General features: G+C 47.3%; 18 protein-coding genes. 13 read left to right on the plus strand and 5 right to left on the minus strand.

What is annotated here, in order from left to right; translation table 11 throughout:
• Positions 1 to 68: 68 nt before the first annotated feature.
• The 9 genes from KW844_RS27995 (at position 69) to KW844_RS28035 (ending at position 8467) form a co-directional block, all read left to right on the plus strand.
• Entirely contained in the window at positions 69 to 989 is a 921-nt protein-coding gene (locus tag KW844_RS27995; RefSeq protein ID WP_218380079.1) for a hypothetical protein, read from the plus strand.
• A 165-nt stretch (positions 990 to 1154) separates the two neighbouring features.
• Positions 1155 to 2291 carry a beta-ketoacyl-ACP synthase III gene (locus tag KW844_RS28000; RefSeq protein WP_218380080.1) on the plus strand — a complete coding sequence of 379 codons (1137 nt, stop codon included), beginning with the start codon at positions 1155 to 1157 and terminating at the stop codon, positions 2289 to 2291.
• Positions 2292 to 2315: 24 nt separating this feature from the next.
• The gene (locus KW844_RS28005) at positions 2316 to 2714 is read left to right on the plus strand and encodes a hypothetical protein (RefSeq protein ID WP_218380081.1); all 399 of its coding nucleotides are present in this window, start codon (positions 2316 to 2318) and stop codon (positions 2712 to 2714) included.
• A 74-nt stretch (positions 2715 to 2788) separates the two neighbouring features.
• Complete coding sequence (locus tag KW844_RS28010; RefSeq protein ID WP_255578670.1) at positions 2789 to 3790, plus strand: BtrH N-terminal domain-containing protein; 1002 nt, start codon at positions 2789 to 2791, stop codon at positions 3788 to 3790.
• 9 nt (positions 3791 to 3799) lie between these two features.
• A complete protein-coding gene (locus KW844_RS28015; RefSeq protein WP_255578671.1) occupies positions 3800 to 4546 on the plus strand; it encodes an ABC transporter ATP-binding protein in 747 nt (248 codons plus the stop codon).
• A gap of 11 nt (positions 4547 to 4557) precedes the next feature.
• A complete protein-coding gene (locus tag KW844_RS28020) occupies positions 4558 to 5853 on the plus strand; it encodes an ABC transporter permease (protein WP_218380082.1) in 1296 nt (431 codons plus the stop codon).
• Positions 5854 to 5946: 93 nt separating this feature from the next.
• Positions 5947 to 6204 carry a phosphopantetheine-binding protein gene (locus KW844_RS28025; RefSeq protein WP_218380083.1) on the plus strand — a complete coding sequence of 86 codons (258 nt, stop codon included), beginning with the start codon at positions 5947 to 5949 and terminating at the stop codon, positions 6202 to 6204.
• A gap of 12 nt (positions 6205 to 6216) precedes the next feature.
• Positions 6217 to 7431, plus strand: coding sequence for a beta-ketoacyl synthase (locus KW844_RS28030; protein WP_218380084.1), 1215 nt, complete (start codon positions 6217 to 6219; stop codon positions 7429 to 7431).
• A 16-nt stretch (positions 7432 to 7447) separates the two neighbouring features.
• Entirely contained in the window at positions 7448 to 8467 is a 1020-nt protein-coding gene (locus KW844_RS28035; RefSeq protein ID WP_218380085.1) for a beta-ketoacyl synthase chain length factor, read from the plus strand.
• A gap of 9 nt (positions 8468 to 8476) precedes the next feature.
• Here the strand turns inward: KW844_RS28035 and KW844_RS28040 are convergent, their stop codons facing one another.
• The 5 genes from KW844_RS28040 to rpsT all read right to left on the minus strand — a co-directional run bounded on the left by KW844_RS28040 (position 8477) and on the right by rpsT (position 12086).
• Positions 8477 to 9079 carry a mobile mystery protein B gene (locus tag KW844_RS28040; protein ID WP_218380086.1) on the minus strand — a complete coding sequence of 201 codons (603 nt, stop codon included), beginning with the start codon at positions 9077 to 9079 and terminating at the stop codon, positions 8477 to 8479.
• A complete protein-coding gene (locus KW844_RS28045) occupies positions 9070 to 9534 on the minus strand; it encodes a mobile mystery protein A (protein WP_218380087.1) in 465 nt (154 codons plus the stop codon). Before KW844_RS28045 ends, KW844_RS28040 begins: the two co-directional genes overlap by 10 nt.
• 124 nt (positions 9535 to 9658) lie before the next feature.
• Positions 9659 to 9892 carry a hypothetical protein gene (locus KW844_RS28050; protein ID WP_218380088.1) on the minus strand — a complete coding sequence of 78 codons (234 nt, stop codon included), beginning with the start codon at positions 9890 to 9892 and terminating at the stop codon, positions 9659 to 9661.
• Positions 9893 to 9991: 99 nt separating this feature from the next.
• On the minus strand, positions 9992 to 11740 hold the full coding sequence (locus KW844_RS28055; protein ID WP_255578672.1) for a M14 family metallopeptidase: 1749 nt from the start codon (positions 11738 to 11740) through the stop codon (positions 9992 to 9994).
• 91 nt (positions 11741 to 11831) lie between these two features.
• Positions 11832 to 12086 (minus strand): 30S ribosomal protein S20, encoded by a 255-nt coding sequence (gene rpsT / locus KW844_RS28060; protein WP_218380089.1) that lies wholly within the window; start codon positions 12084 to 12086, stop codon positions 11832 to 11834.
• 275 nt (positions 12087 to 12361) lie between these two features.
• Here rpsT and KW844_RS28065 point away from each other — a divergent pair, with 275 nt between their 5' ends.
• From KW844_RS28065 to KW844_RS28080, 4 genes are all read left to right on the plus strand, one after another.
• Positions 12362 to 15121, plus strand: a complete 2760-nt coding sequence (locus KW844_RS28065) for a 2-oxoglutarate dehydrogenase E1 component (protein WP_218380090.1) — start codon at positions 12362 to 12364, stop codon at positions 15119 to 15121.
• Positions 15122 to 15227: 106 nt separating this feature from the next.
• Positions 15228 to 16796, plus strand: coding sequence for a 2-oxoglutarate dehydrogenase complex dihydrolipoyllysine-residue succinyltransferase (gene odhB, locus KW844_RS28070; RefSeq protein ID WP_218380091.1), 1569 nt, complete (start codon positions 15228 to 15230; stop codon positions 16794 to 16796).
• Positions 16797 to 16915: 119 nt separating this feature from the next.
• On the plus strand, positions 16916 to 17461 hold the full coding sequence (locus tag KW844_RS28075) for a sigma-70 family RNA polymerase sigma factor (protein WP_218380092.1): 546 nt from the start codon (positions 16916 to 16918) through the stop codon (positions 17459 to 17461).
• An 81-nt stretch (positions 17462 to 17542) separates the two neighbouring features.
• Positions 17543 to 18484 (plus strand): FecR family protein, encoded by a 942-nt coding sequence (locus KW844_RS28080; RefSeq protein ID WP_218380093.1) that lies wholly within the window; start codon positions 17543 to 17545, stop codon positions 18482 to 18484.
• Positions 18485 to 18644 lie beyond the last annotated feature (160 nt).

Genomic DNA, 18644 nt, shown 5'->3' on the forward strand with positions numbered 1-18644 from the left:
ATCATATAAATGATAGTATCTTTTTTGTAAGTTTACAGCTTAATTAATGTTGAACTCCTGTTCCTTTTATGAATGTAAAACCTAAGGTCCTGGTAGTATATTATACACAAACCGGGCAACTGAAAAGGATTGTAGATCATGTGCTGGCACCGCTGGAAGGCAAGGTGGATGTGACTTTCGAGCAACTGGTTCCTTCGGAGCCCTTTGCATTTCCCTGGAAAAAGCAGACTTTTTACGATACAATGCCGGAAACGGTACTGCAAACACCACGTGGTATCCAACCTTTGAAAGTTGATGTGAACGAGCATTTTGATCTGGTTATACTGGCATATCAGCCATGGTTTTTATCGCCATCGCAGCCTACTGCCGCGTTCCTGCAAAGTGAACAAGGCCGCCAGCTGCTGAAAGGTAAAAATGTAATCACGCTCCTCGGTGGCCGCAATATGTGGCTCAATGCCCAGGAATCCGTGAAGAAATATCTTCAGCAAGCCGGTGCCAAACTCGCGGGCAATATTGTGCTGGTAGATAAATCTTCCAACCTGGTGTCACTGATCACCGTTCTCAGGTGGCAGTTCAAAGGCCTCAAAGCCGCTACCAAATACCTCCCGCCGGCAGGGGTGCAGGAAAACGAAATCGTTACCAGCGCCCGATTTGCGGCACCAATCGCCAAAGCACTCGAATCCGGTAACTGGAACGGACTGCAGCAGGAACTGATTGACCTGAACGCAGTAGAACTCATTCCTAACCTGATATTGCTGGAAGACAGAGGCATCAAAGCCTTCAGATTCTGGGCAAAATATATCAGCGCCAAAGGCGGACCAGCAGCAAGCTCCCGTCAGGGCCGCGTGACTATGTACCGATCCTTACTATTGCCAGGTATCGTGGTACTTTCACCTGTGACCATCATATCATCCCTTATAAAACTTAACCTGAAAAAGAACGACCTGCAAAAGGAAGTGGAATACTATAAAAGTACTTCCCTTCGTTGAGTGAAAATGCAGGATTCCGTGCCGACCTGTAATGAACCCGGCTTTTAGTCTGGTGGCGTAATAATTGTAATTCAGATTAGAATTCTATATTTACGTTTGTATAATACATATACCATCATAACATGCACCCTAGTGACATGTGCCTTTTAAAGACGATTTTTTCAAATGAAGGAAGTTTATATTAACAGGCTTTCAAAATTTTTACCCAACAAGCCTGTAGAAAATGAAGAAATGGAGAGCATTCTCGGGCTGGTAGATGGAAAGCCTTCCCGGATGCGGCTGAAGATTTTGGGAAACAACAAGATCAAAACCCGCTATTACTCCCTGGACAACGAAGGAAAGAGCACCCATACCAACGCAGAAATGACAGCTGAGGCGGTGAAAGCATTGTTTGATGACAAAAACCCAATCAGTAATCTGCAGCTGCTTGCCTGCGGTACTACATCTCCTGATCAGTTACTGCCTAACCATGCCGCCATGGTGCACGGTTTGCTGAAATGTCAGCCTGTTGAGCTGATCGCAGCTACCGGTGCCTGTGCCGCCGGTATGCAGGCCTTTAAATATGCCTGGATGTCTATCCGCTGTGGAAACACCTCCAACGCGGTAAGCACCGGCTCCGAAAAATTCTCCGCCTGGATGCTGGCAGAAAAATTCCAGCCCGAAAGAGATGCACAGAAAGCCTTAGACGCCAACGGCTACATCGCTTTTGAAAAAGACTTCCTTCGCTGGATGTTGTCCGATGGCGCCAGCGCCGCTTATTTCTCTGATAAGCCAAATGAAGAAGGACTTTCCCTGCGGGTGGACTGGGTGGAAATCGCCTCCTACGCCAATGAACTGGAAACATGTATGTACTCCGGTGCCATTAAAACCGAAGATGGCGACACCAAAGGCTGGATAGACATGACCCCTGACGAATGGGCTTTCCACAGCGTGTTTTCCTTCAAACAGGATACCCGACTGCTGGGCAAAAATATAGTTCCTTCCGGTGCACAAATGTGGAAAAACCTGGTGGAGCGCTATGGTATCAACCTGGATGAAATTGACTTCTTCCTGCCGCATCTTTCTTCCGAATTCTTCCGACTTAAAATAGATGAGGAAATCACCCGCATTGGTGTGCCTATCCCACTGGACAAATGGTTTACGAACCTGGACCGTGTTGGTAACGTGGGAACTGCATCTCCCTACCTGATGCTGGAAGAACTGATGAATACCGGCCGACTGAAGAAAGGTCAGAAGATTGTGATGATGGTGCCGGAAAGTGCGCGTTTCTCCTATGCTTATGCACAGATCACTGTTGTGTAAGTAATCACCTTTAAAACTGCTGTCATGAAAAAAGAGGAAGTACCACAGGACAAGGATAACCTTCATGAAGGTACATTCAAACAGATTATGTATGCGGTGGATAACTCGGGCAACTACGTTCAGGTGCAGAGTGCTGGCTGGGAGCCTGAAAATATCGCCCTGGACCAGGCCTGGGAAGAAGTGAATAAAAGAGTAGAAGCGGCCAGACAAAAAGTACTTGCCGGAGAAGTGAGCCCCATCGCCTACTACATGGAAAAAAACATCATGGACCTTGCCCTGCTGGCAAACTATGTAGGCAAATTCCAATGGCAGGTGAAAAGGCACATGAAACCCGCTGTATTCGGGCGTTTAAGCCAAAACATGCTGCAAAAATATGCAGATGCCTTTAAGATCAGTATCGCTGATCTGCAGCACATAAAATAACTTACAATTTTCCACATCAAACGGAGTTCTGACAACCGGAACTCCGTTTGATAATTAATGGAGCTATAAAAACTATGAGCGAAATTCTATTCCATCACACACAAACAGCACATTGCGAAAGCGGTGTTATCTCCAATCTGCTGGGCCACCACGGACTGAAGATCAGCGAGCCAATGGCTTTTGGTATTGGTGCCGGTTTATTCTTTGGTCACCTGCCGTTTGTTAAAGTGAATGGCGTTCCGGGAACCACCTACAGGATATGGCCTGGTGCTATATTCCAACGTGTATGTGATCGCCTGGGCGTAAAAATGAAGGTGGAAAAATTTAGTTCTGTGGAGAAAGGTATGGCCGCACTGGACCAGACCCTCGCCGCCGGAACGCCCGTAGGACTGCTTTCCAGCGTTTACTACCTCACCTATTTCCCTGCATCCTACCGTTTCCACTTCAATGCACATAACCTCGTTGTATATGGCAAAGAAAATGGAAACTACCTGGTGAGTGATCCGGTGATGGATACCATCACCAGCATCGAGCCGGAGAATCTGGCTCAGGCCCGCTTTGCAAAAGGATTTCCGGCGCCTAAAGGAAAAATGTACTACCCGGTGAGCGTGCCATCTTCGGCTTCATTCGAAAAACCGATCATAGAAGGTATTAAGCAAACCTGTCACTATATGCTCAAAATTCCGATACCCATGTTTGGAGTGGACGGTATACGGTTTCTGGCAAAGCGACTGAAAAAATATCCGGAGAAACTGGACGACCGCCGTGCAGGCCTCTACCTCGGCAATATTATCCGTATGCAGGAAGAAATTGGCACCGGTGGCGCCGGATTCCGTTTCGTATATGCCGCCTTCCTCCAGGAAGCAGCAGAGCTGCTGAATAAACCGGAACTTTCTAAATTGGCTACTGAACTTACGCAGATCGGTGACCTGTGGCGTACCTTTGCTTTTGCGGCCGGCCGTGTATGCAAAAGCCGCAGCGCAAACGATGTTTCCTATAACGAGCTGAGTGAGATGCTGTTCCGCACCGCCGCTGCTGAAGAAGCATTTTTCCGTAAGCTCAGTAAGGCTATATAATTGTAAGATATGTCCAGCATTGCAGTAAAAGAGCTATACAAAACCTACACCGGCGCAGAAGAGCCCACGCTGAAAGGCCTGACGTTCTCCTTCCGGAAAGGTAGTATCGCAGGGTTGCTTGGGCCGAACGGCGCTGGTAAAACAACCACTATTTCTATCCTTTGCGGACTGGTGAAAGCCAGCAGCGGAGAGGTGCTTATCAACGGCCTTTCCCAGGATGCACATCACCGCGAAGCCATCAAACAGCAGATAGGCGTGGTGCCGCAGCGCATTGCCCTCTATCCCCAGCTAAGTGCAGTGGAAAACCTCACCTACTTTGGTAACCTGTACGGCTACAAGGGGAAAGGATTGAAGGCCCGCATTATGGAACTGCTGGAGGCATTCGGACTGGAAAAAAGTGCAGATAAGGAAATTCATAAATTCTCAGGTGGTATGAAAAGGAGAGCCAATATCATTGCAGCTATTCTCCATCAGCCATCGCTGCTCGTACTGGATGAGCCTACCGCCGGGGTAGACGTACAGTCCAGAAGCATGATCCTGCAATTCCTGCGTGAATACAACAGCCAGGGAAATAGTATTCTCTATACATCCCACCTGCTGGAAGAAGCACAATCGCTATGCAGCGATGTAGCCATTGTAGACCAGGGCCGCCTCATCGTACAGGGTAACCCCGAACAACTCATCGATGAACTGCCGGATTGTGATAACCTGGAAGATGTGTTCCTGCATTATACAGGACATGCCTTGCGAGACTAATACTCAGATTAATGCTACGATTACTGGCGACAATAAGAAAAGAATGGCAGCTACTGGTGCGCGATAAAACAGGACTTACCCTCCTGTTTCTCATGCCGGTGGTGTTGATTACAGTAATGGCACTGATCCAGGATGCCCCGTTTAAAGACTACCAGGAAGTAAAATTCGATCTCCTGACGGTTGATAACGACCATGGCCGCCTGGGCCGCCATATCCGTGAGGGACTGGCCAGCGGCGGGCAATTCCGCATCATCGACACGCTTGATGGCAAGCCAGTGACCGCTGAGCAGGCGCGTCAGCTGGTGAATGAAGGGACCTATAAAATAAGTATTATTATTCCCGCAGGTGCTACCGCCAATATCGTTAGCAATGCGAATAGAATAGTGAACGATATATCTCATCGGATGGGGATGTCGCTCGCACTGCCGGTTAAGAAAAATGCCGATTCCCTGGATGTGACCATCTACTTTGACCCTGCCGCCAAAAAGGCTTTCAAGGGAGCGGTACACCAGGCGATAGATAATTTTCTGACGCAGGTAGAAACGGATATGCTGTTAGGGCGTATTCGCCAGGAGCTCAAAAGTAAGGACACCAGTGTGGCCCCCTCCGGCGATACCCTGCCTATCCGCCTGCAGGCGGTTGGCCTGAAGGAAGAGGCGACCGGCACAGGGAAGCAGATAGACGTAATCTCTAATTCCGTACAGCATAACGTACCGGCCTGGAGCATATTTGCGATGTTCTTTATCGTCATACCTATTGCCGGCAACATGATACGGGAACGGGAGGATGGCAGTTTACTGCGTATGAAGCTGATTCCGGGTTCCTACCTGGAGATTTTACTGGGCAAGATGTTGTTTTTTGTCGGCATCTGTGTGGTACAGTTTTATTGTATGATGCTCGTGGGCATATACATCCTGCCTTTGCTGGATCTGCCAAAACTGGTGATGGGAAGAGATGCAGGCGCTACCTTTCTGGTGGCAGCGGCTATTGGGCTGGCAGCTACGTCATATGGCATACTGATTGGCACGCTTTTTAAAACGCCTAATCAGGCGCTGAATTTCGGGGCAATCTCTATTGTGATCCTGTCGGCCATTGGCGGCATCTGGATTCCGCTGGAGATCATGCCACATAAAATGCAGGTGATCGGGCATTTATCCCCGCTTAGCTGGGGGCTGGATGCCATTAATGATATTTACCTCCGTAACGGCAACATTGCCTATGTGTGGAAGAATGCGGTGCGGCTGGTAGTTACGGGCCTGGCGATGCTGGCCATTGCCGGCTACGTTGAAAAACGAAGAATGAACTGAGAATAATTTTCAAAACAGTACGAAAACTGTATTTTTACCAATTAACAAAGGCATCTTGTGGCTGCCGACAGTCGCGGATAAACCTACAACATTATGGAAGAATTAAAACAGAAACTGAAAGAACAGATCATTGAAGCACTGAATCTGCAAGACACCAAACCTGCTGATATTGACGACAACGCGGCGTTATTCGGCGATGGTCTGGGGCTTGACAGCATCGACTCTCTCGAACTGATGGTATTACTGGAAAGACAGTATGGCATTAAGGTGGAAGATCCGCGTGAGGGCCGTAAAATTTTGCAGTCTGTTCAGTCTATGGCCGAATTCATTCAGTCTAAACAACCCGCATAAGTAATCAGCTGCATGGCGGAAAGAGTGTTTATTACAGGGATGGGAATGGTCACCGCCATTGGTGATAACGTGGCCGGTAATCTGCAGCGCCTTCGTCAACAGAAGAGTGGGCTTGGGTTTACGGACTACATCGATACTATTTACAAGCAGATACTGCCGGTAGGTGAAGTAAAGCTGGATAACACCACTTTATTCCGCATGGCCGGCATTCCTGTGCGGGCGGGGTTTAGTCGCACTACGCTGCTGGGCCTGGTGGCGATGCGGGAAGCATTGCAGCAGGCTGGTATCAGCAACCTCCAGGAGGAGCCTACGGGCTTTATCAACGCCAGTACGGTGGGAGGGATGTGCGATACAGAGAAAGTTTATTTCGATCTGATAAATCCGGATAAGTCGGGTGCGTTTATAGAAAGTATTCATACGCTCGACTGCGCGGATTGTACACAACGTATAGCCGATACCGTAGGCTTTACAGAGCATATTGCTACCATCAGCACGGCTTGTTCTTCTTCGGCAAATGCACTGATGTTTGGTGCACGCATGATCAAGGCAGGCATGTATCAGCGGATGGTATGCGGCGGTACCGAAGCGCTTACCCGCTTCACCCTCAATGGATTCAACTCGCTGAAAAATGTGGATAAGCAGTTTTGCCGTCCTTTTGATCAGCAACGTACCGGCTTAAACCTGGGCGAAGGCGCAGCTTACCTGGTACTGGAAAGTGAATCTTTTGCAAAAGCAAACAACAGCACTATCCTCGCAGAGTTCACCGGGTACTGCAATGCCAACGAAGCATTCCATCCTACCTCTCCCTCGCCGGAAGGTGATGGCGCCTATGCTGCCATGAAAAATGCACTGGCCATGAGTGGCCGTACACTGGAAGAAGTACAGTATATCAACGTGCATGGCACTGCCACTTTAAACAACGATATCTCCGAAGGACGTGCGCTGGAACGGATGTTTGGTACAGCAGTACCTCCGTTCAGTTCCACCAAACCGTTTACCGGTCATACCCTTGCCGCTGCCGGCGCTATCGAAGCGATCTACGCGGTGCTGGCCATCCGGAACGGTATCATCTTCCCGAACCTTAATTTTTCCGAACGTATGGAAGAATTACAGATTTCTCCGGTAACGGAACTGCAGGAAGAGGTAATCATCAATAATGTAATTTCTAATTCTTTTGGCTTTGGGGGTAACAATGCTTCCCTCGTGATCAGCAAGTATGAAGGTTAAGTGTTATATCCAGGGAATGGCAGCTATATCTCCACAACAAACTTTTGAAGGAGATATTACCACAGCGCCGTTTGTGCAAAGCGACAGCAACCGGTTGGTGTGCATCGAACCCGATTACAAGCCCTATATCCCTGCTAACAGTTTGCGCCGGATGACACGCGTACTGCGTATGGGACTGGCTACCGCCCTGAAATGCCTCTCTGGCAGCGGTGTTTCCACTCCTGGCCCTATTGTTACCGGCACTGGAAAAGGCAGTTTGCAGGATACGGAAAAGTTTATCAAGGAAATTGAGCAATACAAGGAAACGGCATTAAACCCTACGCCGTTTATACAATCTACTTACAACTCTGTCAACGGACTGATTGCATTGCAGCAAAATGGGACCGACTATAACAACACCTTTGTGCACCGCGGCTTTTCCTTCGAAAATGCGCTGGTGGACAGTCTGATGCTGTTACAGGAAGGTGCCACCCATACGCTTACCGGCTCTTTTGAAGAAATGACGCCGGAGCATTTCTATATTAAAAGTCGCATTGGCCAGTGGCGGGAGCAGCCCGTAGGCAATACCCATTTATTTGATGCCAGTTTACCCGGTACTATTTCGGGAGAAGGTAGTGCTTTCTTTGTGCTGGCGGCCGCGCCAACGCCGGAATCTAAAGCGGCAGTAACCGGTATTAAACTGCTCTATAAGCCCTCCTTGGAGCGACTTTCGGCCGTGCTACAGGAGTTAGGCGCAGATGCGGATTTAATTATCAGCGGCGCTAATGGCGACAGTAATTATTCACATTATTATGAGTTAGCCAATCAGGTGTTGGCTGCACCTACTATACCATTCAAACACCTCTGCGGAGAGTATGATACAGCAGGTTCTTTTGCCCTGTGGCTGGCGGCTTCGCTGCTGCACGCCGGCAACATACCGGCGGATTGGTTTCCGATGGTGAAAGAGCTGCCCGCGGATTTTAAGAAAGTGGTGATTTATAATCATTTCTTTGGGGAGCAGCATACGGTGATGGTGGTGGAAAGGGTGAGTTCCTAAGCTATGTACTCAGGATCTGGAAAATATCAGCAATTGATCAAAGTTACCAATATCAGCAGACCTTAATGCCTTGAGGTACAGTGATCTGAATTCTGTTTGGTGAATCAGGTTTATTGAACCCCAGGTAAACACTGCTGATCCAAAAATTTTTTCAATCACGATATCGGCTACCAGCCTTGAATGACGGCCATTGCCATTGGGGAAGCAATGTATGCTGACAAGCCTATGCTTGAATCTAAGGGCAATTTCATCCGCTGGAAATGTTTTATGGTTAATCCAAAACCGGACATCATCCAGCAGAATGTTCAGGTCTAGCCGGATGCTAAATTTATCAACACCAATATTTTTATTGGTAGATCTGAATTTGCCAGCCCATTGCCAGACATTTCCCAACATTCTGGAGTGTAAATCGCAAATGAATTCTACGGAAAGGATTTCTTCCCGTGTAAACTTCTTCCTTCTTTCAAAAGTCCAGCGGATGGCCTGTTCTATGTTTTGCTGCTCATGTTCATCTAATTCCTGTCTGGTTGAAATACCTGGAATTAATAAACCCTCCCTTTCATCCTCATCCAGCGGGGTTTGTCCTTCAAAATAGTTGATCTCTAATCCCATAACTTTGATGATAACTCTCGTTTTAGGTCTAAGGTCATTTCTTCTATGGCCTCTGATAATCTTGCTTTTGAGTTCTCCTGATCCTCCAATTTCATGGAAGTTGCTGTTCGGCTGACAATCTTTGTTGCAATAGCTCTGGCTCTTTTTTCTATCATCATTTCTAGCGATCCATCCTTCGGAATAAAGCCATAGACCAATTGCATGTTGAGTGCTTCGGCAGCAGTTGACAGTGCATTTATTGATATGGTACCAGTAGCTTCCCGTATTTCAATTTCACGGGTACTTTGAGGGGTAATATTCAGGCGATCACCTAACTGGCGCAAAGTCATATTCAGGGATCTGCGGATTAAGGATATCCAGCCCTGAGCCGGCGGCGGCGATTTCAAAAGCGGTTGAAACTCGATTGCTTTTTTATCTAACTGCTTGATAGCTAGTATTTTGTTGTTGATTGCCATTGAGTGTCCGCATTTATTTAGACAAAAATAAGGTTAAAGCCTTAAAATATGAAAAATATTTTAAGGCTTTAACCTTATTTATTATTATTTAAATTAATGCTATAGCCTTAATGATAGAGCCTGTTTACTCCACCCTAAACACCGGATACCTCATATACTCCGGCTCCGCATACGGCGACTGCTGATACACCCATTTCAGCTGCGCTGCCCCATTATTTGCAAATGCAGTATCAGCTGCGCGTTTTTTCTCTAATTCCGCTTGTGCTTCCGGATGTTGTTTCAGCCATTCATAGCCGGTGTCTTCAAACACATAGGGAGAATAACCTTCTTTTTGTCCGAGGATGCCATATTTAGACAAAAATAAGGTTAAAGCCTTAAAATATGAAAAATATTTTAAGGCTTTAACCTTATTTATTATTATTTAAATTAATGCTATAGCCTTAATGCTATAGCCTGTTTACTCCACCCTAAACACCGGATACCTCATATACTCCGGCTCCGCATACGGCGACTGTTGATACACCCATTTCAGCTGTGCTGCCCCATTATTTGCAAATGCAGTATCAGCTGCGCGTTTTTTCTCTAATTCCGCTTGTGCTTCCGGATGTTGTTTCAGCCATTCATAGCCGGTGTCTTCAAACACATAGGGTGAATAACCTTCTTTTTGTCCGAGGATGCCATCGAAGAAATTCCAGGCGAAGTAGGAGTCACCTGCGGTGGGCTCCAGTGTTTCGATAAGGAAGCGGTTGGCGACCTGGTTCATCGGGATATAGAAATCTCCTTTGCGGAAGCGAATGGAATCCAGGGTGGTGGTTACTTTCACGTCTGTATGCGGGAAATGACTTTCGTAGGGTCTGGTGTAGGATTTATAATCGGTGATGTGGTAGGTAGCAACGTAGATGGTAGTATCGTTTGGCAGCGGCTGCATGATCACTTTATTGTTTTTCAGCAGGTCCAGCACTGGCCACCAGCCTTGAGGGATGATGTAGGCTTTGGGTTTATTCACAAAATTGGTGGCGTTGGCGAAGTTGTAAAATTTCACTTCGCGGGTATAGGGTTTGGTGCGGTCGTAGTAGAGTCGCGGTAAACCGGAGATATTGCTGGCTTTGTGTCCGGCGGTGTAGCCTTTGAAGGTGATCCGGCTGTATTTGCTCATATCAAACTGCCAGTCGAGTGGGAATTGCGATTGCGTGAGCACGGCTTTTTTAGTGGCGTTGCGCAGGTCGCGGATGGTGCTGCTATTGTCGGAGGTGAATTTAATGAAGCACTGCATGAGGGCATAAGTAGCCTGTACCCGTTGTGGATAGGGTTTCAGCATATGTGTTTCCGGCACAAAGCCGAAGGTATAGAAGAGGGTGGTGAAACCGGAGGAGTAGCGTGGGGAGTCGTCAAATTCTACCCAGCCGCTGTCCGGTGTTTCTCCGAAGTGGTTGACATAGGGTACGAGGTCGTACCCTTTTTCTTTCATGAGTTGGTATAGGGTGGGTGTAAAAGTTTTATTGAGATATTCACCCATTGCGCCGCCCAGTTTATCGTGCTGGGTAGCGAGTAAAGTCATGATATGCTGGTAGTCGGCGCCGTTGCTGACATGGTTATCTATAAACACATCCGGATCGGTGAGGTGGTATATTTGTTGGAAGGAGAGGGCATTTCGGGAGTCAGCCTTTATAAAATCGCGGTTTAAGTCAAGATTTTGGCCATTTCCGCGGCTGCCGAAGGCATCCGGTCCGTTTTGGTCTACCCGGAAAAAGGTGGTACGGTTGAGTGCGCCATCAATATTATATACGGGAATCACTGCGAGGACGATATTATCCGGGATGGATGCTTTGCCTTGGGCGAGGTCGCGGAGGAGCATCATGGAAGCGTCGATACCATCGGGTTCGCCGGGGTGAATACCGTTATTGATGAGTATGACCCGTTTATCTTTTTTATGGAGAGATGTAAAGTCAAAGTCTTTAGTGGGGCTATAGATAACGAGGTGTAGCGGGTAGCCGGCGTCGGTATTTCCCATTTCCAGCATTTTTATCTGGGGGTATTTTTTGGTGAGTTGCTGATAGTACGCGATTACCTCGCGGTAGGTGGCTGTTTCCTTGCCGTTGGTGCGTTCATAGCGGGTCAGGAGTTGCTGAGCGAAGGAGGGGAGGGTAAACAGGGCAAAAATGCCTGAAATCATGAGTTTTTTGATAGGAAGAGCAAAATCTGGCATACGTATATATTTTATCTCTATATAAACAGACTAAAAAAACAAAAAGCCCTTCCCTTGTGAGGAAGAGCTGTAAATATTGTTACTGAGGCAATTAGGCGAGAGTGTTAACTTTCTTCGCCAGCTTGCTTTTCAGATTTGCAGCTTTGTTTTTGTGAATGACGTTACGTTTAGCCAGTTTGTCGATCATGGAAGCTACTTCAGTAAAATCCTTCTCCGCTGTCGCTTTCTCAGTTACTGCTTTCAGGTCACGGATGGCATTACGAGTAGTTTTACCGTAGTAACGGTTACGCTCATTACGCTTTTTGCTCTGACGTACGTCTTTTTTCGTTGCTTTATGGTTTGCCATTTTTCAAATTTCAAGTTTCGGACGGCAAAGGTAATACTTTTCTCAATTCAATACAAAAATTTATTCGCCGTCTTTAAAGGTGCAAATATAAGTGATTGACTCTAATGTTGTGCATAGGTAATCATCTTATTATTTTCTAATTTTTTACATACTCGGTAATGAAAAACGAGCGATATTTGCAATCCCATACATTATATAATGTGGGACATCTACCTATATAATGAGGGACTCAACAGAAAAGTATTTGAACTGAAGATCAGCAAAACTCGTTGTAAATGAAGGACTTCTCATTTGTCACCAACTCGCATCCTGCTTACATAGAATCTTTATATCAGGATTTCCGCAAAGACCCTAATTCCGTCGACCCAGAATGGGTGAAATTTTTTGAAGGGTTTGATTTTGCAGTATCCAACGCCAATGGCAAGGCGGGCCCCGCAGCGCCAACGGCAGCAGGAGGTGGGTCAGCGCCGGTGACGAACGACCAGCTGGCAAAAGAATTAGGCGTATACCGCCTGATCCAGGCTTATCGCAAGAAAGCCCACCTGATCGCTAAAACTAATCCCATCCGTGAGAGAAAAGACAGAAAAGCAGGTCTGGAAATGACCAATTTCGACCTCACTGACGCGGATCTGAACACAGAATTTTACTCAGGTACTTTCCTGGGCCTCGGTAAAACCACGTTAACGAACATTCTGGCATTCCTTAATAAAGTATATGCGGGACCTGTAGGTATCCAGTATACATATATTAATGACCGCGAGAAAGCAAAATGGATGGAGAAAGAATTTGAATCCGCCATGAACAACCCGCTTTCCACGGAACAACGCCGCCGTATTCTGCAAAAGCTGAACCAGGGTGTTATTTTCGAAAAATTCCTCCACACCAAATATATCGGTCAGAAACGTTTTGGTCTGGAAGGTGGAGAATCCACTATTCCGGCACTGGATGCGATGATTAATGTAGCCGCCGAATATGGCGTACAGGAATCCGTTATCGGTATGGCTCACCGTGGCCGCCTGAACGTACTGGCAAATATCCTCGGCAAAACTTATGAGCAGATCTTCAACGAGTTTGAAGGCCTGGCTATCCCTGACATGACCATGGGCTCCGGCGACGTGAAATATCACCTCGGCTTCCGCTCCCAGGTAAATACCGCAGGTGGTAAACCGGTAAATCTGCAACTGATGCCTAACCCTTCCCACCTGGAAGTGGTAGACCCAATCGTAATCGGATTCTCCCGCAGTAAGGCTGATGTGATCTACGACAGCGACTACGACAAAATCCTGCCTATCCTCATCCATGGTGATGCGGCCGTAGCAGGACAAGGCATCGTGTATGAAGTAGCTCAAATGAGCAAACTGAAAGGTTACTACACCGGTGGTACCATTCACTTTGTGATTAATAACCAGATTGGATTCACGACCGATTTCGATGACGCCCGCTCTTCTGACTACTGTACCAGCGTAGCCTCCATTGTTCAGGCTCCGGTATTCCACGTAAACGGTGATGATGCCGAAGCAGTGGTAAAAGTATCCCAGCTGGCAGCACGCTACCGTCAGGAGTTCAATGAAGATGTGTACATCGATATGGTATGCTATCGTAAGCATGGCCATAACGAGGGGGATGAGCCTAAGTTTACTCAACCATCTCTCTATGCCCTGATCGACAAACATCAGAACCCACGCGAAGTTTATACGCAGTTCCTGTTGCAAAACGGCGATGCCGAAGCACAGTCACTGGCAAAAGATATGGAAAAGGTGTTCTGGGACGAACTGCAGGCACGCCTGGATGAAGTAAAACAACATCCGCTGCCTTATGTAAACCAGAAACCAGAGGAATGGTGGCAGGCACTCCGCAAGGCTACCCCGGCGGATTTTGATCAGTCGCCCGTTACTTCCATCAACGAAGCGGACTTCAAACTCCTCTTCGACGGCCTGATGAAATGGCCTGCTGATTTCGTGCCTTTACGTAAAGTGAGCAAACTGTTACAGGATAAAATTAAACTGTACCAGGAAGAAGGTAAAGTTGACTGGGCAACCGGTGAACTGCTGGCTTACAGCAGCCTCCTCATCGAAGGTAAAGATGTGCGTATGAGCGGTGAAGACGTGAAACGCGGTACTTTCTCCCACCGTCATGCGGTGCTGTTCGATGAAAATACCAACGCGACCTACAACCGTCTGAACGACCTGAAAGAAAAACAAGGTAAACTCAGAATATACAACTCTCTCCTGAGTGAATATGGCGTACTGGGCTTTGAATATGGTTATGCCATGGCTAACCCTAACAGCCTGGTGGTTTGGGAAGCGCAGTATGGCGACTTCGTAAACGGCGCACAAACAGTAATTGACCAGTATATCAGCAGTGCAGAGCAGAAATGGACTACGCAGAATGGATTGGTGATGTTGCTGCCTCATGGTTATGAAGGTGGTGGACCTGATCACTCCAACGCACGTCCAGAGCGCTTCCTGCAACAATGTGCAGAAGAGAACATGGTAATTACCAATATTACTACGGCGGCTAACTTCTTCCACGCGCTGCGTCGTCAGCTGAACTGGCAGTTCCGTAAACCACTGATCAACTTCTCTCCGAAAGCTAACCTGCGTCACACGGGTGCTTATTCTACCATGGAAGAATTTACTAACGGTGGATTTAAGGAAGTAATGGATGATCCATTTATCCAGGACGCATCACTGGTGAAGAAAGTATTGCTGTGTACCGGTAAAATGTATTTTGATCTGAGCGACAAACAGGCCAAAGAAGACCGCAAGGATGTGGCGATCGTACGTCTGGAGCAGCTGTATCCACTGCCTGTAAAGCAACTGGAAAATATTGCTGCCAAATATAAAGGAGCTACCTTCTTCTGGGTACAGGAAGAGCCGCTGAACATGGGCGCTGCATCTTACCTGCAAATGAACCTGAAGCAGATCAACTACGGTGTTATCAGTCGCAACCCAAGTGCATCCACTGCTACCGGTTATGCTAAAGTGCATGCCCGCGAACAGCAGCAGATCATTGACACCGCTTTTAACATCTAATAAAATAATCAACGAAATAAAACAGATGCCTGCTGTTATCTGTTAGGTCTTATGTAAAAAATGCAGCCTGACCTTAATAGCAGGTTTCACCATCAACTGATAAAATATGGTTATCGAAATCAAAGTCCCTACGGTAGGCGAATCAATTAGCGAGGTAACAATTGCGAAATGGTTGAAAAAAGATGGAGATTATGTGCAGCAGGACGAAGTATTGTGCGAAATGGAGTCTGAAAAAGCTACTTTCGAACTGAATGCTGAAAAAGCAGGTATCCTGAAAATTGCTCCTAATGCATCTGAAGGAGCAACGCTGAAAATTGGCGATGTTGCCTGCACCATCGATACGGATGCAGCAGCACCAGCGGCTTCTGCACCAGCGGCAGCAGCAGCTCCGGCAGCGCCAGCAGCGGCACCTGTAGCGGAAGCAGCACCAGCAGCACCAGCCGTAAACAAAGGGGTAATTGACATGAAGGTGCCAACAGTAGGCGAATCCATCAGCGAAGTAACCCTGGTGAAATGGACTAAAAAAGATGGTGATTACGTAGAGCGCGACGAGGTGATCTGCGAACTGGAATCAGAGAAAGCAACTTTCGAACTGAATGCAGAAGAAGCAGGTAAACTGATACTTGTAGCAAAAGAAGGTGACACCCTGAAAATCGGTGATGTTGCCTGCAAAATAGATACCGCTGCTGCACGCCCTGCGGGTAAAGCAGCACCAGCCGCCGCTCCGGCAGCTCCTGCACCCGCAGCAAAACCACAGGTACAAAACGCACCTGTAACCAGCATCCCTAATGATATCAAAGCTACCCCGGTAGCTGCGGCTGTAATTGCCGACAAGCACGTAGACCCAGCCACCATCAAAGGTAGCGGTGCTAACGGCAAAATCGTGAAAGATGATGTGTATGCTGCCCTGCAAAATCCAGGCGTAGCGATCGGTCAGGAAATGTTCACCCGCAACGAACGTCGCGAGAAAATGAGCAACCTGCGTAAAACGGTTTCCCGCCGCCTCGTAGAAGCGAAGAACACCACCGCTATGCTCACTACCTTCAACGAGGTAGATATGACCGAAATCATGGCATTGCGTGCTAAATATAAAGAGGTATTCAAGAAACAACACGAAGTGAACCTGGGCTTCATGAGCTTCTTCACTAAAGCCTGTTGTTTTGCATTACAGGAGTTCCCTTCTGTAAATGCCTACATCGATGGCGAAGAGCTGGTGTACCACGACTACTGCGATATCTCTATCGCCGTATCCGCACCGAAAGGCCTGGTAGTTCCGGTTATCCGGAACGCCGAAAGCCTGGACATGGCCGGTATCGAAAAAGAAGTACTGAACCTCGCTACCAAAGCACGTGATAATAAATTAACCATTCCGGAAATGACCGGCGGTACCTTCACTATCACCAATGGTGGTGTGTTCGGTTCCCTGATGAGTACACCAATCATCAACATCCCGCAGTCAGCTATCCTCGGTATGCACAAAATCCAGGAACGTCCAATGGCTGTAAATGGCCAGGTGGTAATCCGCCCGATGATGTACATCGCCCTGAGCTACGATCACCGTATCATCGATGGTCGCGAGTCCGTTAGCTTCCTTGTTCGCGTGAAAGAAATGCTGGAAAATCCTGAACAACTGCTGTTCGGTAAAGATCCGCTGAAAGCACTGCTGAAACTCTAAGTATTATCAAAAGTTTTATACAAAAAGCGGCTGTTTCATTATCTGAAACAGCCGCTTTTTTATGCGTACTTGCAATTTTGAATCCGATTTATTTATATTTATGCAGAAACCTTTTGTGATTGAAACTATCGGATATCGCTTTATTGGAGCGTATGCAGGTACAGGATGATAAAGCCGCTTTTGATGAATTATATCATCGCTACTGGGAGCAGCTTTACATTGCCGCCTATGCGAGACTGAGAGAGGACGCAGACGCCAAAGACTGTGTACAGGAGGTATTTATTGCCCTGTGGCAAAAACGAAAGGAATTACAGATTCGCGAACAACTTGCCTCCTACCTGCATGTAGCGCTTAAATACCGGGTACTCAATCATATCCGGAATGCGGCTACCTACCAAAAACACCTGGATGTATTTGCAGAGCTGCCACCGGCCATCCTGCTAAAGGCCGACAGCCCGTTACTACTTAACGAAATGCAACAGGTAATTGCTACCACCGTGGCAGCTATGCCGGAACGTATGCAGGAGATCTACCTGCTGAACCGCCGCGATCACCTGTCGTTAGATGAAATCGCCAACCAACTTTCGCTCAGCAGGCAAACCGTGAAAAACCAGCTGGGACTGGCACTCCACCGCATCCGCGAACAATTGCTCTTCTATCGCTAAAAAAATAAAATATTTTTTGTGAAGATATGGTACTCCTGCTTCGCAGGCGTGTCATACCTATAAGCAAATGGATACTGAACGTTGAAAGAGCAGGAAAAAATAGCACAAATTCTATCCCGTATTGATACCGGCACCTGTACTCCGGAGGAGTTGGCGTGGCTGCAATCCTGGTATGATGCACAGGAAATACCTGCATCACAGGTGTTTAGCCATGAAGCAGATAGGCTGCAAATACAGCAGGATATGCTATCGGATATTCATGCTGCCATTCATCAGTCTGCCGCGGCAATACCTTTCTACCGCAGGTATTGGGTGGCTGCTGCCGTGTTGCTGGGCGTGGTTTTTACCGCAGGATTTTATTATTATAAATACAGCAGGGCACATGAAATGTTGCTGGCTACTGCCGGCCCGGGCCAAATGAAATCGTTCCTGCTTCCCGATAGTTCTAAGGTATGGCTCAATGCGGGTGCCACCATCAAATACCCGCGTACCTTCGGCAAAATAAGAACAGTACAATTGGAGGGAGAGGCCTTTTTTGATATCCATCCGGATGCCAGGCATCCGTTCGAAGTCCATACTACCGAAATAAACGTACAGGTACTGGGCACCTCTTTTGACGTAAAAGCCCACCCTCTCCTCGATGAAACACAGGTAACCGTAAAAACGGGCATGGTTAAGATATTGCATCAGCAAAAGGGCCTGGATGTGCTCAGTGCAGATGATCAGCTTACCTTCAGCAGATCTGCACAGCAATACATGAAATCAACGGTAAGCAATGATCAGGTAAATGAATGGATGGATGGACGGATCGCACTTGCGCAGGTGGGTTTTGCAGAACTGGCACTTACGCTGGAAAACCAGTATGGGGTGAAGATCCGCTACAATCCGGCCGAAATGAAGCAGGACGAATATACACTCAGATGCAGCAATAAACTAACTATTCAACAGGTATTAGACATTGTAAGTGGTATTCATCCACTGCAATATGAAATGAATGGCAATGAAATAACTATTCACAAATAACATAAACCACCACATCTTTTTTTTCACCGGGATGAACAAGTAACCATCATCCCTGGAGAAGTATTGTCTTCTAAAAAAACAAAAACCGCACCTGTTGACGCAGGTACGGCTTTTAGTCTGCAATGATTTGCACACTGTGCAGTTAATTCTAAAATCAACC

The sequence above is a fragment of the Chitinophaga sp. sic0106 genome, assembly GCF_019219075.1.
Lineage (GTDB): Bacteria > Bacteroidota > Bacteroidia > Chitinophagales > Chitinophagaceae > Chitinophaga.

Excerpts from the sequence above, each read along its gene's own strand:
- KW844_RS28055 (WP_255578672.1), bottom strand. The coding sequence starts at position 11,740 with ATGCCAGATTTTGCTCTTCCTATCAAAAAACTCATGATTTCAGGCATT.
- KW844_RS28000 (WP_218380080.1), top strand. The coding sequence starts at position 1,155 with ATGAAGGAAGTTTATATTAACAGGCTTTCAAAATTTTTACCCAACAAG.
- KW844_RS28045 (WP_218380087.1), bottom strand. The coding sequence starts at position 9,534 with ATGGCAATCAACAACAAAATACTAGCTATCAAGCAGTTAGATAAAAAA.
- KW844_RS28025 (WP_218380083.1), top strand. The coding sequence starts at position 5,947 with ATGGAAGAATTAAAACAGAAACTGAAAGAACAGATCATTGAAGCACTG.
- KW844_RS28005 (WP_218380081.1), top strand. The coding sequence starts at position 2,316 with ATGAAAAAAGAGGAAGTACCACAGGACAAGGATAACCTTCATGAAGGT.
- KW844_RS28065 (WP_218380090.1), top strand. The coding sequence starts at position 12,362 with ATGAAGGACTTCTCATTTGTCACCAACTCGCATCCTGCTTACATAGAA.
- KW844_RS28020 (WP_218380082.1), top strand. The coding sequence starts at position 4,558 with ATGCTACGATTACTGGCGACAATAAGAAAAGAATGGCAGCTACTGGTG.
- rpsT (WP_218380089.1), bottom strand. The coding sequence starts at position 12,086 with ATGGCAAACCATAAAGCAACGAAAAAAGACGTACGTCAGAGCAAAAAG.
- KW844_RS28035 (WP_218380085.1), top strand. The coding sequence starts at position 7,448 with ATGGCAGCTATATCTCCACAACAAACTTTTGAAGGAGATATTACCACA.
- KW844_RS28015 (WP_255578671.1), top strand. The coding sequence starts at position 3,800 with ATGTCCAGCATTGCAGTAAAAGAGCTATACAAAACCTACACCGGCGCA.
- KW844_RS28040 (WP_218380086.1), bottom strand. The coding sequence starts at position 9,079 with ATGGGATTAGAGATCAACTATTTTGAAGGACAAACCCCGCTGGATGAG.
- odhB (WP_218380091.1), top strand. The coding sequence starts at position 15,228 with ATGGTTATCGAAATCAAAGTCCCTACGGTAGGCGAATCAATTAGCGAG.
- KW844_RS28010 (WP_255578670.1), top strand. The coding sequence starts at position 2,789 with ATGAGCGAAATTCTATTCCATCACACACAAACAGCACATTGCGAAAGC.
- KW844_RS27995 (WP_218380079.1), top strand. The coding sequence starts at position 69 with ATGAATGTAAAACCTAAGGTCCTGGTAGTATATTATACACAAACCGGG.
- KW844_RS28030 (WP_218380084.1), top strand. The coding sequence starts at position 6,217 with ATGGCGGAAAGAGTGTTTATTACAGGGATGGGAATGGTCACCGCCATT.